This is a genomic window from Nocardioides marinus (genome assembly GCF_013408145.1).
Classification (GTDB): Bacteria; Actinomycetota; Actinomycetes; order Propionibacteriales; family Nocardioidaceae; genus Nocardioides; species Nocardioides marinus.
In genome coordinates, this window is the sequence record NZ_JACBZI010000001.1 from 3,251,956 (window position 1) to 3,268,739 (window position 16,784).

Below are 16,784 nucleotides of genomic sequence, written 5' to 3' on the forward strand. Positions count from 1 at the left end.
TCACCGCCCTTTCACCTCCCGTCCACCGGGGGCCTACGCTGTTCCGCGGTCCCCTGTCGTCGGCGCTGAAGAGGTAGTCGTGGGCCTGAGATTCCGTCCCGTCGAGAACGCCTTCTACGACCAGTTCGCCGAGTCGGCGGCGCACCTGGTCACGGGTGCCTCGCTGCTGGCCGACATGTTCACCGTGGGCGCGGACCGCGAGGCCGTGGCCATGGCCATGCGCGATGCCGAGCACGCGGCCGACGAGACCACCCACGAGATCGTGAAGAAGGTGAACTCCACCTTCATCACGCCCTTCGACCGCGAGGACATCTACTCGCTGGCCGCGGGCCTCGACGACGTCATGGACATGATGGACGAGGCCGTGGACATGATGCTGCTCTACGAGGTCAAGGAGCTGCCGTCCGGGCTGTCGGAGCAGGTCGACCTCATCCGTCGCTGCGCCGAGGTCACCGCCGACGCGATGCCGCGGCTGCGGACGATGAAGGAGCTCTCGGAGTACTGGATCGAGATCAACCGCCTCGAGAACGCCGGCGACAAGAACCACCGGCGGATCCTGGCCCACCTGTTCTCGGGTGAGTACAAGGCGATGGAGGTCCTCAAGCTCAAGGACATCACCGAGACCCTCGAAGGCGCCATCGACGCCTTCGAGAAGGTCGCCAACACCGTCGAGCAGATCGCCGTCAAGGAGTCCTGAGCGTGGACCTGCTCCCCACGGGGGCCTGCTGATGGAGCTGGCGATCATCATCGCCGTCGTCGTCGTGGCCCTGGTCTTCGACTACACCAACGGCTTCCACGACGCCGCCAACGCGATCGCGACCTCGGTCTCCACCAGGGCGCTCACCCCCCGGGTGGCGCTGGCGATGGCGGCGATCATGAACTTCGTCGGCGCCTTCCTCGGCCAGAAGGTCGCCACCACCGTCTCCGACACCATCGACCCCGGCACCGGCTCCCACGCCCTGGTGATCGTGATGGCCGGTCTGCTCGGCGCCATCGCGTGGAACCTCATCACCTGGTGGTACGGCCTGCCGTCCTCCTCCTCCCACGCGCTCATCGGCGGCCTGGTCGGCGCGGCCCTGGCCGCCGGCGTCACCGCCAACTGGGAGGTCGTGGTCGCCAAGGTCGTCATCCCGATGCTGCTCTCGCCGCTCGTGGCCTTCTCCCTCGGCTTCTTGGTGATGGTCGCGATCATGTGGGGCTTCCGGCGCGCCCACCCCGCCCGCGCCCAGCGCGGCTTCAAGCTCGCCCAGACCGTCTCGGCCGCCGCCATGGCGCTGGGCCACGGTCTCCAGGACGCCCAGAAGACGATGGGCGTGATCTTCCTGGCGCTCCTCGCGGGCAACTACGTCGACCCCGGCGACCCGCTCCCGCTGTGGGTGATCTTCGCCGCCGCAGCCGCCATCTCCGCCGGCACCTGGGCCGGTGGCTGGCGCATCATGCGCACGCTGGGACGCCGCATCATCCACCTCGACCCGGCCCGCGGGTTCGCCTCGGAGTCGGTCGCCGCGTCGGTGCTGTACACCACGGCGTACGTCTTCGAGGCGCCGATCTCCACCACCCACACCATCACCTCCGCCGTCATGGGCGCCGGCGCCACCAAGCGGTTCTCCGCGGTGCGCTGGGGCGTGGCCCGCTCGATCGTCACCGCCTGGGTGCTCACCTTCCCCATGGCCGGTGGCGCCGCTGCGCTGGTCTACTTCGCCTGTCGGTACGTGTTCCAGCTGCCGTGAGTCGGGTTACGACGAATCAGATCTCACCCTTACTGCGCAGTAAGGGTGAGATCTGATTCGTCGTAACCAGGCGGGGGCCCGCAGGCCGCCCGCTCAGGCCACGGAGTCGAGGCCGCGACGGGCCAGGAGCGAGGCCCGCTGGTGCGGCAGGAGCGCGCGGCGCTGGGCAACGGTCTCGGTCGGGGTCCACGAGGGTGGCGGTGTCAGGGTGAATCGCCGGCGATCAGCCGGGATCCGCGCGGCCCGCGCGTAGGCCGACCTCAGCCGGATCAGGAACCTGGTCGTCTCCTCGCCGGCCACGCGCTCGACGTACTCCAGGCCGTGGTCGCGCAGGAGCGTCTCGCGGGTGATGTCGCGGCGGCGCTGGCTGCGCTCGAAGTGGTGGGCGCCTTGGTACTCACCCACCACACCCGCCGCCGCGTCGAACAGGTCGGGCGTGAGCAGGTGCCGGCCGTTGAGGTCGAAGATCGGTGCGTTGCACACGACCGGACCGAGCTCAGCCACCTGGGTCCACAGCAGCCGGAAACCGACCTCGGCCGGCGACCAGGCGTTCTCCGACGCCAGCGACAGCGCGTCGCGCGCCTGCTGGATGCCCGTCCATGCCTTGCTCTCGTCGACAGCCACGCCAAGCTCGGCCAAGGACACCAGGTCGTTGAAGCAGGCCATGTCCATCGCGACGACCGCGTCGCCGAGCGTCTCCGCGTGCCGCGCCTCGAACATGACCGAGCGGACGGCTGTGGTGACGGGCAGACCGTCCAGCTCGACCAGCTCGCCGGGCCTCAAGCGCTCCTTGGTGTACCGGATCCCGGGGGTGTGGCTGCGGTGGGAGGTGATCATGGTGACGGGTACGTCGCGGAGCGAGCCGTCCGGCAGCGTGCCGTCGAACCACCGGCCACCGAGCCACCGCAGTGAGGCCCAGCCCGTGACGCCACCGCCGTCCGGCACCCGGTAGGAGGCCTCCACGATGCGCTGCTCGACGGTGTCCGGCTCGCCCGCGGGGCGGAACCAACCGGGCGCCACCGCGCGCCACCGTCGGCCCTGCGACTGCCCACGGGCGGGACCCTTCTCACCCTTCGGATCCAGGCGGTGCGCTGCCTGGAGTCCGGGCCGGCGGGGGTGCCAGGGGATGGGGAGCACGTCGGTGCTCGTGATGTTCGTCGGGGTGCTGGTGCGGGTTCGAGTCGTCCTCATGGAGACGAGAATCACCCGTCCCAGCGCCCCTCAGCGGCGGGCTTGCAGCCTCTGGGGACAACCCCGTCCCGGGGTCAGCTGTGGACGGTCGCCGGCCCGGGGGCGAGGCGTGGGGAGAGCCGATCGGGTTACGACGAATTACTTCTCACCCTTACTGCGCAGTAAGGGTGAGAAGTAATTCGTCGTAACCCGGTTCCCCTCAGCCGAACCGACCCGAGATGTAGGCCTCGGTGGCGTCGTTGTCGGGGTTGGTGAACATCTTCTTGGTGGGGTTGAACTCGACCAGCTGGCCGGGCTCGCCGGTGGCCTTGAGGTTGAAGAAGCCGGTGTCGTCGGAGACACGGGCGGCCTGCTGCATGTTGTGGGTGACGATGACGATCGTGTACTCGGACTTCAGCTCGTGGATGAGGTCCTCGATCGCGGAGGTCGAGATGGGGTCCAGCGCGGAGCAGGGCTCGTCCATCAGCAGCACCTGCGGGCGTACGGCGATGGCCCGGGCGATGCACAGCCGCTGCTGCTGACCGCCCGAGAGCCCCATCCCGGGCCGGCCGAGGCGGTCCTTGACCTCGTTCCACAGGTTGGCGCCCTTGAGCGAGCGCTCGACGATGTCGTCGGCCTCGGACTTCTTCATCTTCTTGGCGTTCAGCTTGTTGCCCGCGAGCACGTTGTCGTAGATCGACATCGTGGGGAACGGGTTGGGCCGCTGGAAGACCATGCCGATCTGGCGGCGCACGGCCACCGGGTCGATCGAGGGGTCGTAGAGCGACTGGCCGTCGACGACGACCTTGCCCTCGACGCGGGCGCCGGGGATGACCTCGTGCATGCGGTTCAGCGTGCGCAGCACGGTCGACTTGCCGCAGCCGGAGGGCCCGATGAACGCGGTGACTTGGCGGGCCTTGATGGTCATGTTGACCCCGGAGACCGCGAGGAAGTCCCCGTAGTAGATGTTCAGGTCCGAGACGTCGATGCTCTTCGCCATGGGGTTCAGGCTCCTTGGTGGTTCGGGTCGCTGGGTCGGCTCATGGGTCTCAGCGACCCGTCTTGGGGCTGAAGAAGCTGCCGACCACACGGGCCAGCAGGTTCAGCAGCATCACGATGATGATGAGGACGAGCGCAGCCCCCCAGGCCCGCTCGATCTGGAACGGCACGTACGTCGCGAGGCCGCCGCGGGTGGCCTCGGAGAAGATCAGCACCGGCAGGGTCTGCATCGCCCCGTCGAAGGGGTTGAAGTTGGTGCCGCGCAGGGTGCCGGCGATCAGCAGCAGCGGCGCGGTCTCGCCGGCGACGCGGGCCACGGCCAGCGTCGCGCCGGTGATGATGCCGCCGAGCGCGGTGGGGAGCACGACCTTGGTGATGGTGCGCCACTTGGGTACGCCGAGGGCGTAGGCGCCCTCGCGCAGCTCCTCGGGCACCAGCTTGAGCATCTCCTCGGTCGAGCGCACCACGATCGGGATCATCAGCACCGACAGCGCGATCGAGCCGCCGATGGCGATGCGCGGCAGCGGGCCGAGCAGCAGCGTGAACAGCGCCAGCGCGAAGAGGCCGGCCACGATCGAGGGGATGCCGGTCATGACGTCGACCAGGAAGGTGAGCACCCGCGCCAGGCGGTTGCCCTTGCCGTACTCCACGAGGTAGACCGCGGCCATGATGCCGATCGGGATCGAGATCAACGAGGCGATCAGCGTGATGATCAGCGTGCCCATGATCGCGTGGTAGATGCCGCCGCCCTCGCCGAGCACGCCCTGCTGGGAGGCGGTGAAGAACTCCACCGACAGAGCACCGGCGCCCCGGCTGACCACGGTCCAGATCACGGCGACCAGCGGCATCATCGCGACCGCGAAGGTCGTCCACACCAGCGCGGTGACGAGCCGGTCGACGGCCTTGCGGCGGCCCTCGACGGCCTGCGCCCACGCCGGCATGCCGACGACGAAGAAGACCCAGCCCAGCACGACCCAGCCGGCGACCGGCCACTCGAGGAAGAGCGAGATCAGCCCGGACAGGCCCCACGCGACGGCCGCGGCCAGCGGCACGGCGATGCCGGGCAGCTGCGGCTTGGTCAGCGGCACGTGGGTGGAGAGGTCGGTCGTGGGATCGGTGTGGAACGGCTGGTGGATGTCGGCGTCGTGCGGGTTCTGCGTCATCTCGGTGTCCTCCCCGCTCATGCCTTGACCTGGCCACGGGCCGCCAGCCAGCGGCCGAGGAAGTTGACGGCGAAGGTCACCACGAACAGCACCAGACCGCCCGCGATGAGCACGTTGGTCTTGGTGCCGGAGGCGTTGGCGTAGTTGAGCGCGATGTTGGCGGCGATCGTGGAGGGGTTCTGCGAGGAGATCAGGTTGAAGGTGACGACGCCGGCGGCCGAGAGCACCATCGCGACGGCCATCGTCTCGCCGAGCGCGCGGCCCAGGCCGAGCATGACCGCGGAGGTGATGCCCGAGCGGCTGTAGGGGAAGACCGCCATCCGGATCATCTCCCACCGGGTGGCGCCGAGCGCGAGCGCGGCCTCCTGGTGCATCACCGGGGTCTGCAGGAAGACCTCGCGGCACAGCGCGGTGATGATCGGCAGCGCCATCACCGCGAGGACGACGCCGGCGGTGAGGATCGTGCGGCCGGTGGTGACCGGGCCGGCGAAGAAGGGCAGGAAGCCCAGGGTGTCGTGCAGCCAGTCGTAGATCGGGAAGACCCAGCCCTGCAGCGTCTCGCGGCCCCACAGGCCGTAGACGACGGAGGGTACGGCGGCGAGCAGGTCGATCAGGTAGCCCAGCAGCCTCGCGATCCGACGCGGGGCGTAGTGGCTGATCACCAGGGCGACACCGATCGCCAGCGGCGTGGCGATGATCAGCGCGATGACCGCGGCCAGGATCGTGCCGAACAGCAGCGGCCAGATGTAGACCACGATGTTGTCGGCGCCGTACGCCTGGTCGCCGGAGGCTCCGATCGCGGGGATCGACTGCAGGACCAGGAAGATCGCCACACCGGCCAGGGCCAGCATGATCATCAGCCCGGCGCCGGTGGCCAGACCGCGGAAGATCGAGTCGCCGGCGCGGGTGACGCGCTGCGGGGCCTCCTCGGTCGGCGGGACCGGCGGGGCCGGCTCAGCCTGGGTGGTGGTCAACGGATCTCCCTCTCCTGCATCTGTCGACTGCTCGCGCCGAAGGCCCCGGGCCGCCCGAGGGCGGTCGGGGCCTCCGACGCTATCGGTTCTCGCTCGGATCCGTCAGCCGGCCGAGATCTGCTCGACGATGGCCATGGCCTGCTCCTGCAGGCTGTCGGCCAGCGGGGCCGAGCCGGCCTCGCTCGCGGCGAACTCCTGGCCGTCGTCGCTGAGGATGTAGGAGATGTAGGCCTTGGTGACGTCGGCCTCGGCCTGGTCCTCGTAGGTCATGCAGGCCAGCAGGTAGCTGGTCAGCACGATCGGGTAGGTGCCGGACTCCTCGGTGTTGTAGTCGAGGTCGAAGATCAGCTGGTTGTCACCGGCGGACTCGGCCTTCGGGGAGACCTCGAGGATCTTGGCCGCGGCCTCGGCGGTCGGGCCGACGAAGTCGTCGCCGACACCGATGAGGGCCTTGCCCAGGTCGCCGGCCTGCGAGGCGTCGGCGTAGCCGATGGCGTTCTTGCCGTCGGTCACGGCGGACACGACGCCCGAGGTGCCCTGGGCACCCTCGCCGCCGAACTCCTTGGGCCACACCTCGAGCTCGCCGGCGGTCCAGGTGTCGGCCGCGCGGGTGGCGAGGTAGTTGGTGAAGTTGCCGGTGGTGCCGGACTCGTCGGAGCGGTGCACCGGGTTGATCGGGGCGCTCGGCAGGTCGGCGTCGGGGTTGGTCTCGGCGATGGCCTCGTCGTCCCACTGCTTGATGTCGCCGGCGAAGATCGCGCCGAGGGTCTCCGGGGAGAGCTTCAGCTCGTCGACACCGTCGACGTTGAAGATCACCGCGATCGGGGAGACGTAGTTGGGGATCTCGATGGGCTCCTCGCCGCCGCAGCGCTCGGTGGCGTCGGTCAGCTCGCCCTCGTCGTCCTTGAGGTAGGAGTCCGAGCCGGCCAGCATGTAGCCGCCGGCGATGAAGTTCTCGCGGCCGCCGCCGGAGCCGATGGGCTCGTAGGTCATGGTGACGTCGGGCTGCACGTCGGCGAAGCCGGTCGTCCAGGCCAGCTGGGCGGCCTCCTGCGACGAGGCGCCGCCGACGGTGTACTGGCCCGAGAGGGTGCCGGCCTCGACACCGCCGGTCTCGTCGCTGCCGCCCTCGTTGGAGGCGGCGCAGCCGGTCAGGGCGAGGGCCAGAGCGGCGACGCCGGGGAGGACCGCGCGACGGATGGTGGGGGTCTTCACGAGTGTGACTCCTGGTAGGTCAGTGGGGGTGACGTCGAGTGACGCTAAGCAGCCCAGGTGACGCGCTCCGGGGTCGTCGGTGAACGAGGGGTGAACCCTGGCGACCGCTTCCGTGACGCCGGCGCGCCCATGAGAGGTACGTCACGTGAACAAGCCTCGGGTCTCTTGACCGCCGGGCCCGCCCGATGGCATGACCGCGCAGTCAGCCCACGAGGTGCTGCTCGGTGGCGACCACGCGCCCCTTGCGCAGGTGCACCACGAACATCTCCCCCGGCTCCAGCCGCGGATCCGCGACGCCGAGCGCGGCGAAGACCGCCGGCAGCACCGGGCGGTGGCTGCACAGCAGCGTCCCCCTCCGGGTGGTGTCGCACTGCTCGGCCACCTCGCGCACGACCCGGGCGGTGCGCTCGGGGTCCGAGCACTCCTCGGAGAGCTCCTTGCGGCGCTCCACCTCCAGGCCCACGGTCTCGACGTAGGGCGCCACGGTCTCCAGGCAGCGCGTGGAGCCCGAGGACACCACCCGCCCGACGTCGTACGCCGCGAGCACGGGCACCAGCCGGAAGGCCTCGTCACGTCCGCCGGACAGCAGCGGCCGCAGCCGGTCGTCGCCGCGCCAGGCCTTGCGGGAGCGGGCGTGCGCGTGCCGCAGCACCACCAGGGCGGTCGTCGGCTTGCGCAGACGCACGGCGTCCTGGAGCAGTGCCCGGTCGCGGGCGTAGGTGAGCAGCCCGGCGGCCTCGTCGCGGTCGACCCAGGCGACCCGGTCGATCTCGGCGTTGGGCTCGTACGACGACACGTCGTCGTCGCCGACGGCGCGGCCCTGCCAGTAGTGCACCGTCTTCATCTTGCTGCCGGTCGCGTAGCGCAGGGTCGCCAGCGGGGGTCCCAGGCGCACGTGCAGCCCGGTCTCCTCCTCGACCTCGCGCACGGCCGCGGTGGCGGCGTGCTCCCGCGGGTCGAGCTTGCCCTTGGGGAAGGACCAGTCGTCGTACTTCTGCCGGTGCACCAGCAGCACCTCGCGCCCGGGTCGGAACACGACTGCGCCGGCGGCGACGACGTCTGCGGCGCGACGGGGCTGCGAGGCCATGCCCGTAGTCTCACACCCTGGCCCCACCGAGCCACGACCCGACCCAGGGACCCGACCCAGGAGACACCCGCCCCATGCGCACCCGCATCCTGCTCACCACCGCGGTCGCCGTCCTGCTCCTCGGGGCCGGCCTCGTGGCCGTGCGGCTCCTCGGCATACCGGGCTCGACGCTCGGCGAGGCCGTGGCCCTGGCTCCCGCCGACGCCCAGCGCTACACCTTCACCGACTGGGCGGCCGTCCGCGAGGAGGTCGGCGCGTCCGCCTCGGAGGGAGACCTGGCCGAGCTGCTGGACGCCGGGTTCGACGCCGACCTGACCTCCGCGTCCGGGCTGGTGGCGAGCGCGCCGCTGCTGTCGGCCGAGTTCGGCTGGTCGCCGGCGACCGTGGACTGGGAGCTGCTGGCGCAGTCGCCCGAGGGCGCGGTCGAGATCGTGGCCCTGGGCGAGGCGAGCGCGGAGTCGGTGACCGACCGATTGGCCGCCCTGGGCTACCAGCGTCCCGACGAGGACGACGGCGTCTGGGTCGGCGGCACCGAGCTGCTCGCCGGCATCGCCGGCCGCACCGGCCTGAGCGCGACCCCCACCCTGCAGTACGTCGCGGTGCGCGACGGCCTGCTGTGGGCCGGTGACCGCCAGCCGTACCTCGAGACCGCCCTGGCCTCCACCGACGGCCCCGCCGAGGCGGTCGCCGACCTCGCCGACTCCTTCCGCGAGTCCCCGGCCGCCGCGGTCGTCTACACCGCCGACCACGCCTGTGAGTCGCTGGCGATGGGGCAGGCCGACGAGACCGACCAGGCCACCGCCGACCAGCTGCTCGCGGCCGCCGGCAAGATCAACCCGGTCACCGCGTTCGCGATGGGTCTGCTGCCCGGCGGCGACGCCGAGGTGCTGCTCGGCTTCGAGAACGACGACCAGGCCCGCACCAACGCCGACACCCGTGCGGTGCTCGCCGCCGGCCCCGCCCCTGGCCAGGGCGGCGACTTCTCCGACCGGTTCGCGGTCCGCGAGGTCACCGCCGAGGGGACGATGGTGCGGCTCTCCCTGGAGCCGGAGCCCTCCGCGTTCGTGCTCTCCGACCTGTCCTCGGGGCCGGTGCTGTTCGCCTCCTGCTGAGCCACCCGGGTGGTCGAGCAGCGAGCGAGCGGGCGTCGAGACCACCGGTCTCGCACACGTGGTCCCGACACCCGATCCTCGCCGGCGCTCGTCGCTGCTCGACCACCTACCCGTCTCAGCGGAACGCGCGCAGCCGCAGGCTGTTGCCGACCACGACCAGTGACGAGGCGGCCATGGCGGCGCCGGCGAGCATCGGGCTGAGCAGCCCGGCGACGGCGACCGGCAGGGCGGCGACGTTGTAGGCGAACGCCCAGAACAGGTTGGCCCGGATGGTGGCCAGGGTGCGGCGGGAGAGCCGGACGGCGGTGGCCGCGACCCGAAGGTCCCCGGAGACCAGCGTGAGGTCGGAGGCCTCCATCGCCACGTCGGTGCCGGTGCCGAGGGCGATCCCGAGGTCGGCTGCGGCCAGGGCCGCGGCGTCGTTGACCCCGTCACCGACCATGGCCACGACCCGGCCCTCGGCCTGCAGGCGGCGCACCTCGGCGAGCTTGTCGGCCGGCAGCACGTCGGCGACGACCCGGTCGATGCCGACCTCGGCGGCGACCGTGCGCGCGGCCTGCTCGTGGTCGCCGGTCAGCAGCACCGGCTCCAGGCCCAGCCCGCGCAGCAGGGCGACGGCCTCTCCCGAGGTCTCCTTGACGGTGTCGGCCACCACCAGGACACCACGCGCGTGACCGTCCCAGCCCACCAGCACCGGCGTGCCGCCGGTCCCCCGGGCGGCGGCGAGAGCGGCGGCGACCTCGTCGCCCACGTTCACGCCCTCGCGCTCCAGGAGGGCGGCCTTGCCGACGACGACGCGGGTGCCCTCGACCTCGCCGGTCACCCCGAGGCCCTCGTGGTTGGCGAAGCCGACCACCTCGGGCCGCTCGCCCGGCCAGCCCTCGGCGACCGCACGGGCGATCGGGTGCTCGGAGGCCGACTCCAGGGCGGCGGCCCGGCGGCGTACGTCCTGCTCGTCGGCGTCGATCGCGACGACGTCGACCAGCGACATCCGGCCGGTCGTGACCGTCCCGGTCTTGTCGAGTACGACGGTGTCGACCCGTCGGGTCTGCTCGAGCACCTCCGGGCCGCGGATGAGGACCCCGAGCTGCGCGCCCCGCCCGGTGCCGACCATCAGGGCCGTGGGCGTGGCGAGCCCGAGGGCGCACGGGCAGGCGATCACGAGGACCGAGACGGCTGCCGACAGCGCGACCGTCCACCCCTCACCGGCCACCAGCCAGCCGAGGACGGTGAGCATCGCGAGCCCCACGACGACCGGCACGAAGACCGAGGAGACCCGGTCGGCGAGCCGCTGGACCTCCGCCTTGCCCTGCTGGGCCTCCTCGACCAGCCGGGCCATCTGGGCCAGGGCGGTGTCGGAGCCGACCCGCGTGGTGCGCACGACCAGGCGTCCGGAGGTGTTGACGCAACCGCCGGTGACCTCGTCGCCGGGCCCCACGTCGACGGGCACCGGCTCGCCGGTGAGCATCGAGGCGTCGACCGCGGAGGCGCCGGACTCGACGACCCCATCGGCGGCGATCCGCTCGCCCGGACGCACGACCACCAGCTCGTCGACCCCGAGGTCCTCGGCCGTGACCCGGACCTCCTGGCCCTCGCGCAGCACGGTGGCCTCCGCGGCGGAGAGCGCGAGCAGGGCGCGGAGCGCGGCGCCGGCGCGGCGCTTGGCCCGCTTCTCGGCGTAGCGGCCGGCCAGCAGGAAGGTCGTGACGCCGGCAGCGACCTCGAGGTAGATCATCGAGAGGCCGTCGCCGCGCTCGGCGGTCCAGGAGAAGCCGTGGGTCATCCCGAGGTGGCCGGCGTCGCCGACGGTCAGCGCGACGACCGACCACGTGTAGGCGGCCGTGACGCCCATCGACACCAGGGTGTCCATGGTGACCGCGCCGTGGCGCAGGTTGGTCACGGCGGCCCGGTGGAACGGCCAGGCAGCCCAGGTGGCGACCGGCGTGGCCAGCACCAGCGACCACCACTGCCAGCCGGTCAGCTGCAGCGCGGGCACCATCGCCAGCGCGACGACCGGCACCGAGAGCGCGGCCGCGACGAGCAGGCGGCGCCGCAGCGCGGCCACCTCGCGCTCGCTCACCGCGTCGTCGTCGGCCTGCGGGCGCGGCAGCTCAGCGGCGTACCCGGCCTGGGCGACGGTCTCGAGCAGCACCTCGGTGTCGAGGCCGGCGGGGAAGACGACGTGGGCCTTCTCGGTGGCGTAGTTGACCGAGGCCCGCACGCCGTCGAGCTTGTTGAGCTTGCGCTCGATGCGGTGCGCACAGGAGGCGCAGGTCATGCCGGTGACGGCCAGGTCGACCTCGTGGGTCGACCCGGCGTCGGTCGTGGGCGCGCTGCTCATGCCAGCTGGTAGCCGGCCTCGCCCACGGCGGCCTCGACGGCCTCGCGGGAGAGCGGCTCGGCGCTGGTCACGACGACCTCGCCGGTCTCGAGGGTGACCGCGACGTCCTCGACGCCGGCCACCTCCTGCAGCTCCTCGGTGACCGAGGCGACGCAGTGGCCGCAGGTCATGCCGGTGACGGTCCAGGTGCTGGTGGTGCTCATGGGCTCTCCTCGTGGGGGGTGACGGGTCGGATGGGGGTCAGGAGCGGACCAGGCGCGCGATCGCGTCCATGGCCTCGGTGACCTTCTGCTCGGCCTCCTCGTCGGAGGACCGGGCCGCACCGACGACGCAGTGGCCCAGGTGCTCCTCGAGCAGACCCAGGGAGACGGCGTGCAGCGCCTTCGTCATCGCCGAGACCTGGGTGAGGATGTCGATGCAGTACTGCTCCTCCTCGACCATCCGCTGCAGCCCGCGGGCCTGCCCCTCGATGCGGCGCAGCCGCTTGAGGTAGTCGTCCTTGCGGTGGATGTAGCCGTGCTGGCTCTCGCTCATGTCAATAGGGTACCCCCCTATGGTATTCACGCAAGCCGCAAGAGCGACGCTCCTGGCGGCGGCCGGTCAGGAGCCGGCGCGGGGGTACGGCAGGACGCCGAGGATGGCGTCGATCTCCGCCTGCGAGAGGTGCTCGTCGACCTCGGAGGCAGCGATGATGAGGTTGGTGGTCAGCTCGACCTCGCCGAGCAGGTCGGCGTCCTCGAGCGACACGTCGAACTGATCGTGCACGCTGCCCTCACTCAACCTGTGGACGTCCATCGAGCACCAGAGTGCCCGAGGCACCCGGCTGCCAAACCCCCTGTTTCCAAAGTGACCCGTCCGGGGGGTGTCGAACCACCCGGGTGGGCCACTCGCCGGTACGGACCAGCAGCCCGGGTCGGCTCGGCCACCGGCCCGACCCAGCCGCGCCAGCCCCTCGGCGTACGCCCCCGGGGACGGCAACGGGGCCCCAGCCGTGCGGCTGGGGCCCCGTCGTGGTGATCGCGTCAGACGCGACTCAACCGTAGGTCAGAGAGGACGAACGTTCTCCGCCTGCGGACCCTTCGGGCCCGACGTGACGTCGAACTCGACCTTCTGGTTCTCGTCCAGGGACTTGTAGCCCTGGGTCTGGATCGCCGAGTAGTGCACGAAGACGTCGTCGCCGCCGTCCTCCTGCGCAATGAAGCCGAAACCCTTCTCGGCGTTGAACCACTTCACGGTGCCCTGAGCCATTGTGCTCGTTACTCCTTCATCGGGGCGAGGACCGCCACTTCGGCGGCCCACAACCGGTGCTGGGTGACACGTCGCTCCGACTTGCAGGGTCCGGGGACCGTGGAACAAGGAGGAACGCCGTTGGATCACAAACTCCGCGGGCGTCGACCTGCTGGAACTTGCATCGGTTGCGTGCCCGACACTACCGCCTGACTGGATCGTGCAAAGAGTCCGGGCGACCGAATTTCAGAACCTGGGGATGAAGAGTCTGCGACAGGCGTGTGACATGACCCCTGCGACAGGGGCCTCCACCGCCCGACGGAGCGCCTCCCGTGGCCGTCTAGGCTGGGCCATACGCCCGCGATTCGGGGCGTGCGGGCCCCTAGCTCAATGGGCAGAGCAGGAGACTTTTAATCTCTTGGTTGTGGGTTCGAGTCCCACGGGGCCTACTCAAGAAGTCGCTGACCTGGGGCGGGATCGATTGCACCCGAGCCCGCCCCACCGTTGGTCGCCAAAAACTCGCCACACTCGTGACCAGACCTACGCACGCAGCGACAGCGTGGGAGGTAGGCCATCGCAGCGAGCCCGGGACTCGACTGAGCCCCCGACTCGATGTCGGCGGCTTTACAGTCCGGACCGTGCATAGCCTCTGACCTGCAGTGGAGCGCCCGGTCAGCGGAGCGTTGGCGCGAATATGTCACGGCCAACACCTCCCTTGTTTGCACTCCACAAGACTGTTGGGACGTCGAGCAACAGCTGGCGGGCATCGGCGGCCAGACCGGGGTGCACAGGCGACGACCGTTCGCCGGTAGCGAGGAGCGCGGGCGACCTGGTGTGGTTCCCCGCTCACCGCGGCCCGTGCGTGAACGGAAGGCGCATCCCCTGTGCAGGCCGAAACGGCCGGGAGGCCGACGCGACTGGGCAGAGACCCCGTGAAACTGGACGCCGACGATGACTGCCACCTGGTCGAGCAGCCACCCGACGTGGCTCCTGCAGTGCTCGCGGTCCGGCGGTCGGGTGTCCTCGGCGGGCTTGCGCAGCACCGTGCATCCGCTGCGCACTTGGAGGCGGTGCCAAGTGACACAGACGCCGCTACCACCCTGGTGTAGGCCAGATGCTCGCGGACATCGAACTCCAGGTGCGGGACCCTGACCATGTATGACTCCAGCGCCTCGACCCGCCCGAGATCGCCGGCCGCTGCATGCTCTCCGGGAGCACCACGCGTTACCGGTCAGCACAGACTTCGATGATCGGCGTCACCCGGCGACCTGGTCTTCGCGTTGCGCGACGGGCAGGCCAAGTCGAGTTCGGACTGGTTGAGGAGCAGCACCACACACGACAGATCACGACCAACACCGAGCCCATGAGCGGAGCGATGCACGCAGGTGAGCATGCGGGCCCTCGACCCTCAAATTGATGTTCCCGGGAGCGTTTGCTTGACCCGCAGCAGGAGCGCCTCGAACAGATCCAAGGCCTCGTCCGCCAGCGTCGCCACATCGGCAGGCAGCAGGTCCGGAGCTCGCGACATCAAGACGTCTCCCAGACCGGTGAAGGCGCCCACGACCAGCATGACGGTGTGGTGGTCGGGTGGGAGACCGAGCTCCGCAGCAAGGTGGGGCGTCACCATGTCCCGTTCGGCCTGTGTCCGAGCGGCTGCGACCTTGGCTGCCAAGTCCGGGTTCGAGAGCGCTATGCGACGGCGTTGCTCGAGGAGCTCAGCGTGATGCTCGTGCCACGCGATGAGCTCCGAGACGTTGTCGCGAACGACGCTCGTGAAACTGATCTCCGACTTCTTCGCGGACAATGATCGTTGCAAGGATTCCAGGACATCTGCGGCACTGGCGAGAGCAGCCTCCTCCTTGCTGGCGAAGTGGGTGAAGAACGTGCGCCGCGAGATTCCAGCGGCGGCTGCGATCTCAGCAACGGTGACGTGCTCGTAGCCCCGCTCGGCGAAGAGTCTCGCGGCCTTCTCCGCGACGTCGCGACGGACCTGCAGGCGTCTCCGTGAGCGCAAGTCCATGCATCCAGCGTAACTTTGCATTCAATGTGCATTTTGCACTGTGTGCATACTCCGGGTATGGGCACTCCACAGCGCCACCCTCATCCCCCACGCGGCGGTCTCAAACTTCTGCTCTTCGTCATGTGCCTGGCTCTGGCGCTCGTCATCGGAGCCGGCTCCTCGCTGTCTCTCGCCTTGCCCGACATCGCCACGGCTACCGGCGCAAATCAGACCCAGTTGACGTGGGTCGTCAACGCCTACGCCCTTGTCTTCGCCGCCCTGCTCCTCCCTGTCGGCATCGCAGCGGACCGATTCGGCCGTCGATCTGCACTCCTTCTGGGTCTCGCACTCTTCGCGGCCGCCAGCTTCACGTCGGGACTGGTAGACGACCCAGGAGGGCTCATCGCGCTCCGAGGAGTCGCCGGGGTGGGGGCGGCTGCCGTCATGCCCGCCACCCTTTCTGTGCTTGTCGACGCCTACCCCGAAGATGAGCAGAGCCGCGCCGTGTCGGTATGGGCGGGCGTCTCCGGTGCCGGCGCCCTCGTGGGAATCCTCGCCGCAGGCGTGCTACTGGACCAGTTCTGGTGGGGCAGCGTCCAGGTCGTCTACGGCGTGGCCGCCGGCTTGACGGTGATTGCATGCGCTGCCGTCGTGCCGCCCTCGAACAATCCCGATCTCGCGCTGGACGTGCCTGGCGGCCTGCTGTCGCTCGGCGGTCTGGCCGGAATCGTTTTCGCAGTGATCGAGGGGCCAGAACGCGGGTGGACATCGGCACCTGTCGTCGTCGGCGCTCTCGCCGGAGGAGCGCTCCTCGCCCTGTTCGTCTGGCACGAGTTGCGCACCCACGAGCCCATGCTCGACGTACGACTATTCACCTCACCCTTCCTCGCCACCGGGAGCCTGATCGTCTTTCTCCAGTTCTTCGCCGCCTTCGGGTTCTTCTTCCTGGCTCCTCAATGGCTTCAGTACGTCCATCGTCTCGACTCACTCGAGACAGCACTATGGCTCCTTCCCGTCGCCGTCGGCATCGGCCCAGCCTCAGCAGCTGGACCCGCCCTGCTGGAAAAGCTCGGACCCGGACGGCTCGCCGGTCTGGGAATGGCCCTCATGGCGATGGCTACCGGCGCACTTGCTGCTCAGGCTGGCGGCGGACAGGCTCTCTGGGTGTTCGCAGCCACGTTGATCGTGTTCGGCTTCGGCTTCGGGCTGGCTATCACTCCCGGGACCACCCTCATCATCGGCGGACTCCCCGACGATCGACGAACCCTTTCGGCCGCCGTCAACGACGTCACTCGCGAGGTCGGCGGCGCACTGGGCGGGGCCGTGGCCGCCTCCGTGCTCATCGCCGTCTACGCCCAGGATCTCTCAACTGGACTCGCCGACTCCCGCATCCCAGCCTCAGCCGAACAAACCGCCGAGGACGGCGTCGCACAAGCCTTGGCGATCTCAGGCGACCTCGGCCGCGACGGAGCCCAACTGATGTCGACTGCGGTGGAGGCTTTCGCCAACGGTTACGGAACAGCTCTTTGGGTGGCCACCTCGGCACTCCTCGTCGGCGCAGCCGCGTCGGTCCTCGGCGCCCGGAGGAAGACTCACCCGACCAAGGTCGCGCGATACCCAGCGGCGGGTCAGGTCCCGTGTCGTCCTACCCAGACCCGGGAGGGGAGTCAGCCCCTCTCGCCGCGGTGAAGCAGGCATGCGGTTTGACCGCTGCGCACTGCAACGGGGACAGCCCGACGCCGCCCACTAGATGTGCAGGTGGTTCCT

Annotated in this window: 16 protein-coding genes and 1 tRNA gene; 5 read left to right on the forward strand and 12 right to left on the reverse strand. The window is 70.2% G+C overall.

Annotated features, from left to right (window positions below; all coding sequences use genetic code 11):
* The first annotated feature begins 79 nt into the window (after positions 1–79).
* Together BKA05_RS15415 and BKA05_RS15420 are read left to right on the forward strand one after the other, a co-directional pair.
* Positions 80–697, forward strand: a complete 618-nt coding sequence (locus tag BKA05_RS15415; RefSeq protein ID WP_179532222.1) for a DUF47 family protein — start codon at positions 80–82, stop codon at positions 695–697.
* A 31-nt stretch (positions 698–728) separates the two neighbouring features.
* The gene (locus BKA05_RS15420; RefSeq protein WP_179532223.1) at positions 729–1,730 is read left to right on the forward strand and encodes an inorganic phosphate transporter; all 1,002 of its coding nucleotides are present in this window, start codon (positions 729–731) and stop codon (positions 1,728–1,730) included.
* 93 nt (positions 1,731–1,823) lie between these two features.
* Here BKA05_RS15420 and BKA05_RS15425 read toward each other — a convergent pair whose 3' ends face one another.
* The 6 genes from BKA05_RS15425 to BKA05_RS15450 form a co-directional block, all read right to left on the reverse strand.
* Entirely contained in the window at positions 1,824–2,921 is a 1,098-nt protein-coding gene (locus BKA05_RS15425) for a hypothetical protein (RefSeq protein WP_179532224.1), read from the reverse strand.
* Positions 2,922–3,120: 199 nt separating this feature from the next.
* Positions 3,121–3,900 carry a phosphate ABC transporter ATP-binding protein PstB gene (pstB, locus tag BKA05_RS15430; protein WP_179532225.1) on the reverse strand — a complete coding sequence of 260 codons (780 nt, stop codon included), beginning with the start codon at positions 3,898–3,900 and terminating at the stop codon, positions 3,121–3,123.
* Between the two features lie 49 nt (positions 3,901–3,949).
* Positions 3,950–5,083: a phosphate ABC transporter permease PstA gene (pstA, locus tag BKA05_RS15435; RefSeq protein WP_246289810.1), complete on the reverse strand. Its 1,134-nt coding sequence runs from the start codon at positions 5,081–5,083 to the stop codon at positions 3,950–3,952.
* On the reverse strand, positions 5,080–6,036 hold the full coding sequence (gene pstC / locus BKA05_RS15440) for a phosphate ABC transporter permease subunit PstC (RefSeq protein ID WP_246289811.1): 957 nt from the start codon (positions 6,034–6,036) through the stop codon (positions 5,080–5,082). Before pstC ends, pstA begins: the two co-directional genes overlap by 4 nt.
* A 102-nt stretch (positions 6,037–6,138) precedes the next feature.
* Complete coding sequence (locus BKA05_RS15445) at positions 6,139–7,251, reverse strand: substrate-binding domain-containing protein (RefSeq protein ID WP_179532226.1); 1,113 nt, start codon at positions 7,249–7,251, stop codon at positions 6,139–6,141.
* A 202-nt stretch (positions 7,252–7,453) separates the two neighbouring features.
* The gene (locus tag BKA05_RS15450) at positions 7,454–8,338 is read right to left on the reverse strand and encodes an NUDIX hydrolase (protein WP_179532227.1); all 885 of its coding nucleotides are present in this window, start codon (positions 8,336–8,338) and stop codon (positions 7,454–7,456) included.
* A gap of 74 nt (positions 8,339–8,412) precedes the next feature.
* On the opposite strand from BKA05_RS15450, the gene BKA05_RS15455 reads away from it, so the two are divergent.
* Positions 8,413–9,450, forward strand: coding sequence for a hypothetical protein (locus BKA05_RS15455; protein WP_179532228.1), 1,038 nt, complete (start codon positions 8,413–8,415; stop codon positions 9,448–9,450).
* Positions 9,451–9,565: 115 nt separating this feature from the next.
* Here BKA05_RS15455 and BKA05_RS15460 read toward each other — a convergent pair whose 3' ends face one another.
* The 5 genes from BKA05_RS15460 to BKA05_RS15480 form a co-directional block, all read right to left on the reverse strand.
* A complete protein-coding gene (locus BKA05_RS15460; protein WP_179532229.1) occupies positions 9,566–11,791 on the reverse strand; it encodes a heavy metal translocating P-type ATPase in 2,226 nt (741 codons plus the stop codon).
* Positions 11,788–11,994 (reverse strand): heavy-metal-associated domain-containing protein, encoded by a 207-nt coding sequence (locus BKA05_RS15465; protein ID WP_179532230.1) that lies wholly within the window; start codon positions 11,992–11,994, stop codon positions 11,788–11,790. Before BKA05_RS15465 ends, BKA05_RS15460 begins: the two co-directional genes overlap by 4 nt.
* A 37-nt stretch (positions 11,995–12,031) precedes the next feature.
* A complete protein-coding gene (locus BKA05_RS15470) occupies positions 12,032–12,325 on the reverse strand; it encodes a metal-sensitive transcriptional regulator (RefSeq protein ID WP_179532231.1) in 294 nt (97 codons plus the stop codon).
* 66 nt (positions 12,326–12,391) lie between these two features.
* Positions 12,392–12,586: a hypothetical protein gene (locus BKA05_RS15475; protein ID WP_179529592.1), complete on the reverse strand. Its 195-nt coding sequence runs from the start codon at positions 12,584–12,586 to the stop codon at positions 12,392–12,394.
* Positions 12,587–12,835: 249 nt separating this feature from the next.
* The gene (locus tag BKA05_RS15480; RefSeq protein ID WP_179532232.1) at positions 12,836–13,039 is read right to left on the reverse strand and encodes a cold-shock protein; all 204 of its coding nucleotides are present in this window, start codon (positions 13,037–13,039) and stop codon (positions 12,836–12,838) included.
* 355 nt (positions 13,040–13,394) lie between these two features.
* On the opposite strand from BKA05_RS15480, the gene BKA05_RS15485 reads away from it, so the two are divergent.
* Positions 13,395–13,467 (forward strand) — tRNA-Lys (locus BKA05_RS15485).
* 959 nt (positions 13,468–14,426) lie between these two features.
* Here the strand turns inward: BKA05_RS15485 and BKA05_RS15490 are convergent.
* Positions 14,427–15,038, reverse strand: a complete 612-nt coding sequence (locus BKA05_RS15490) for a TetR/AcrR family transcriptional regulator (RefSeq protein ID WP_218842424.1) — start codon at positions 15,036–15,038, stop codon at positions 14,427–14,429.
* Between the two features lie 57 nt (positions 15,039–15,095).
* On the opposite strand from BKA05_RS15490, the gene BKA05_RS15495 reads away from it, so the two are divergent.
* Positions 15,096–16,706 (forward strand): MFS transporter, encoded by a 1,611-nt coding sequence (locus BKA05_RS15495; protein WP_179532234.1) that lies wholly within the window; start codon positions 15,096–15,098, stop codon positions 16,704–16,706.
* The last annotated feature ends 78 nt before the right edge of the window (positions 16,707–16,784 follow it).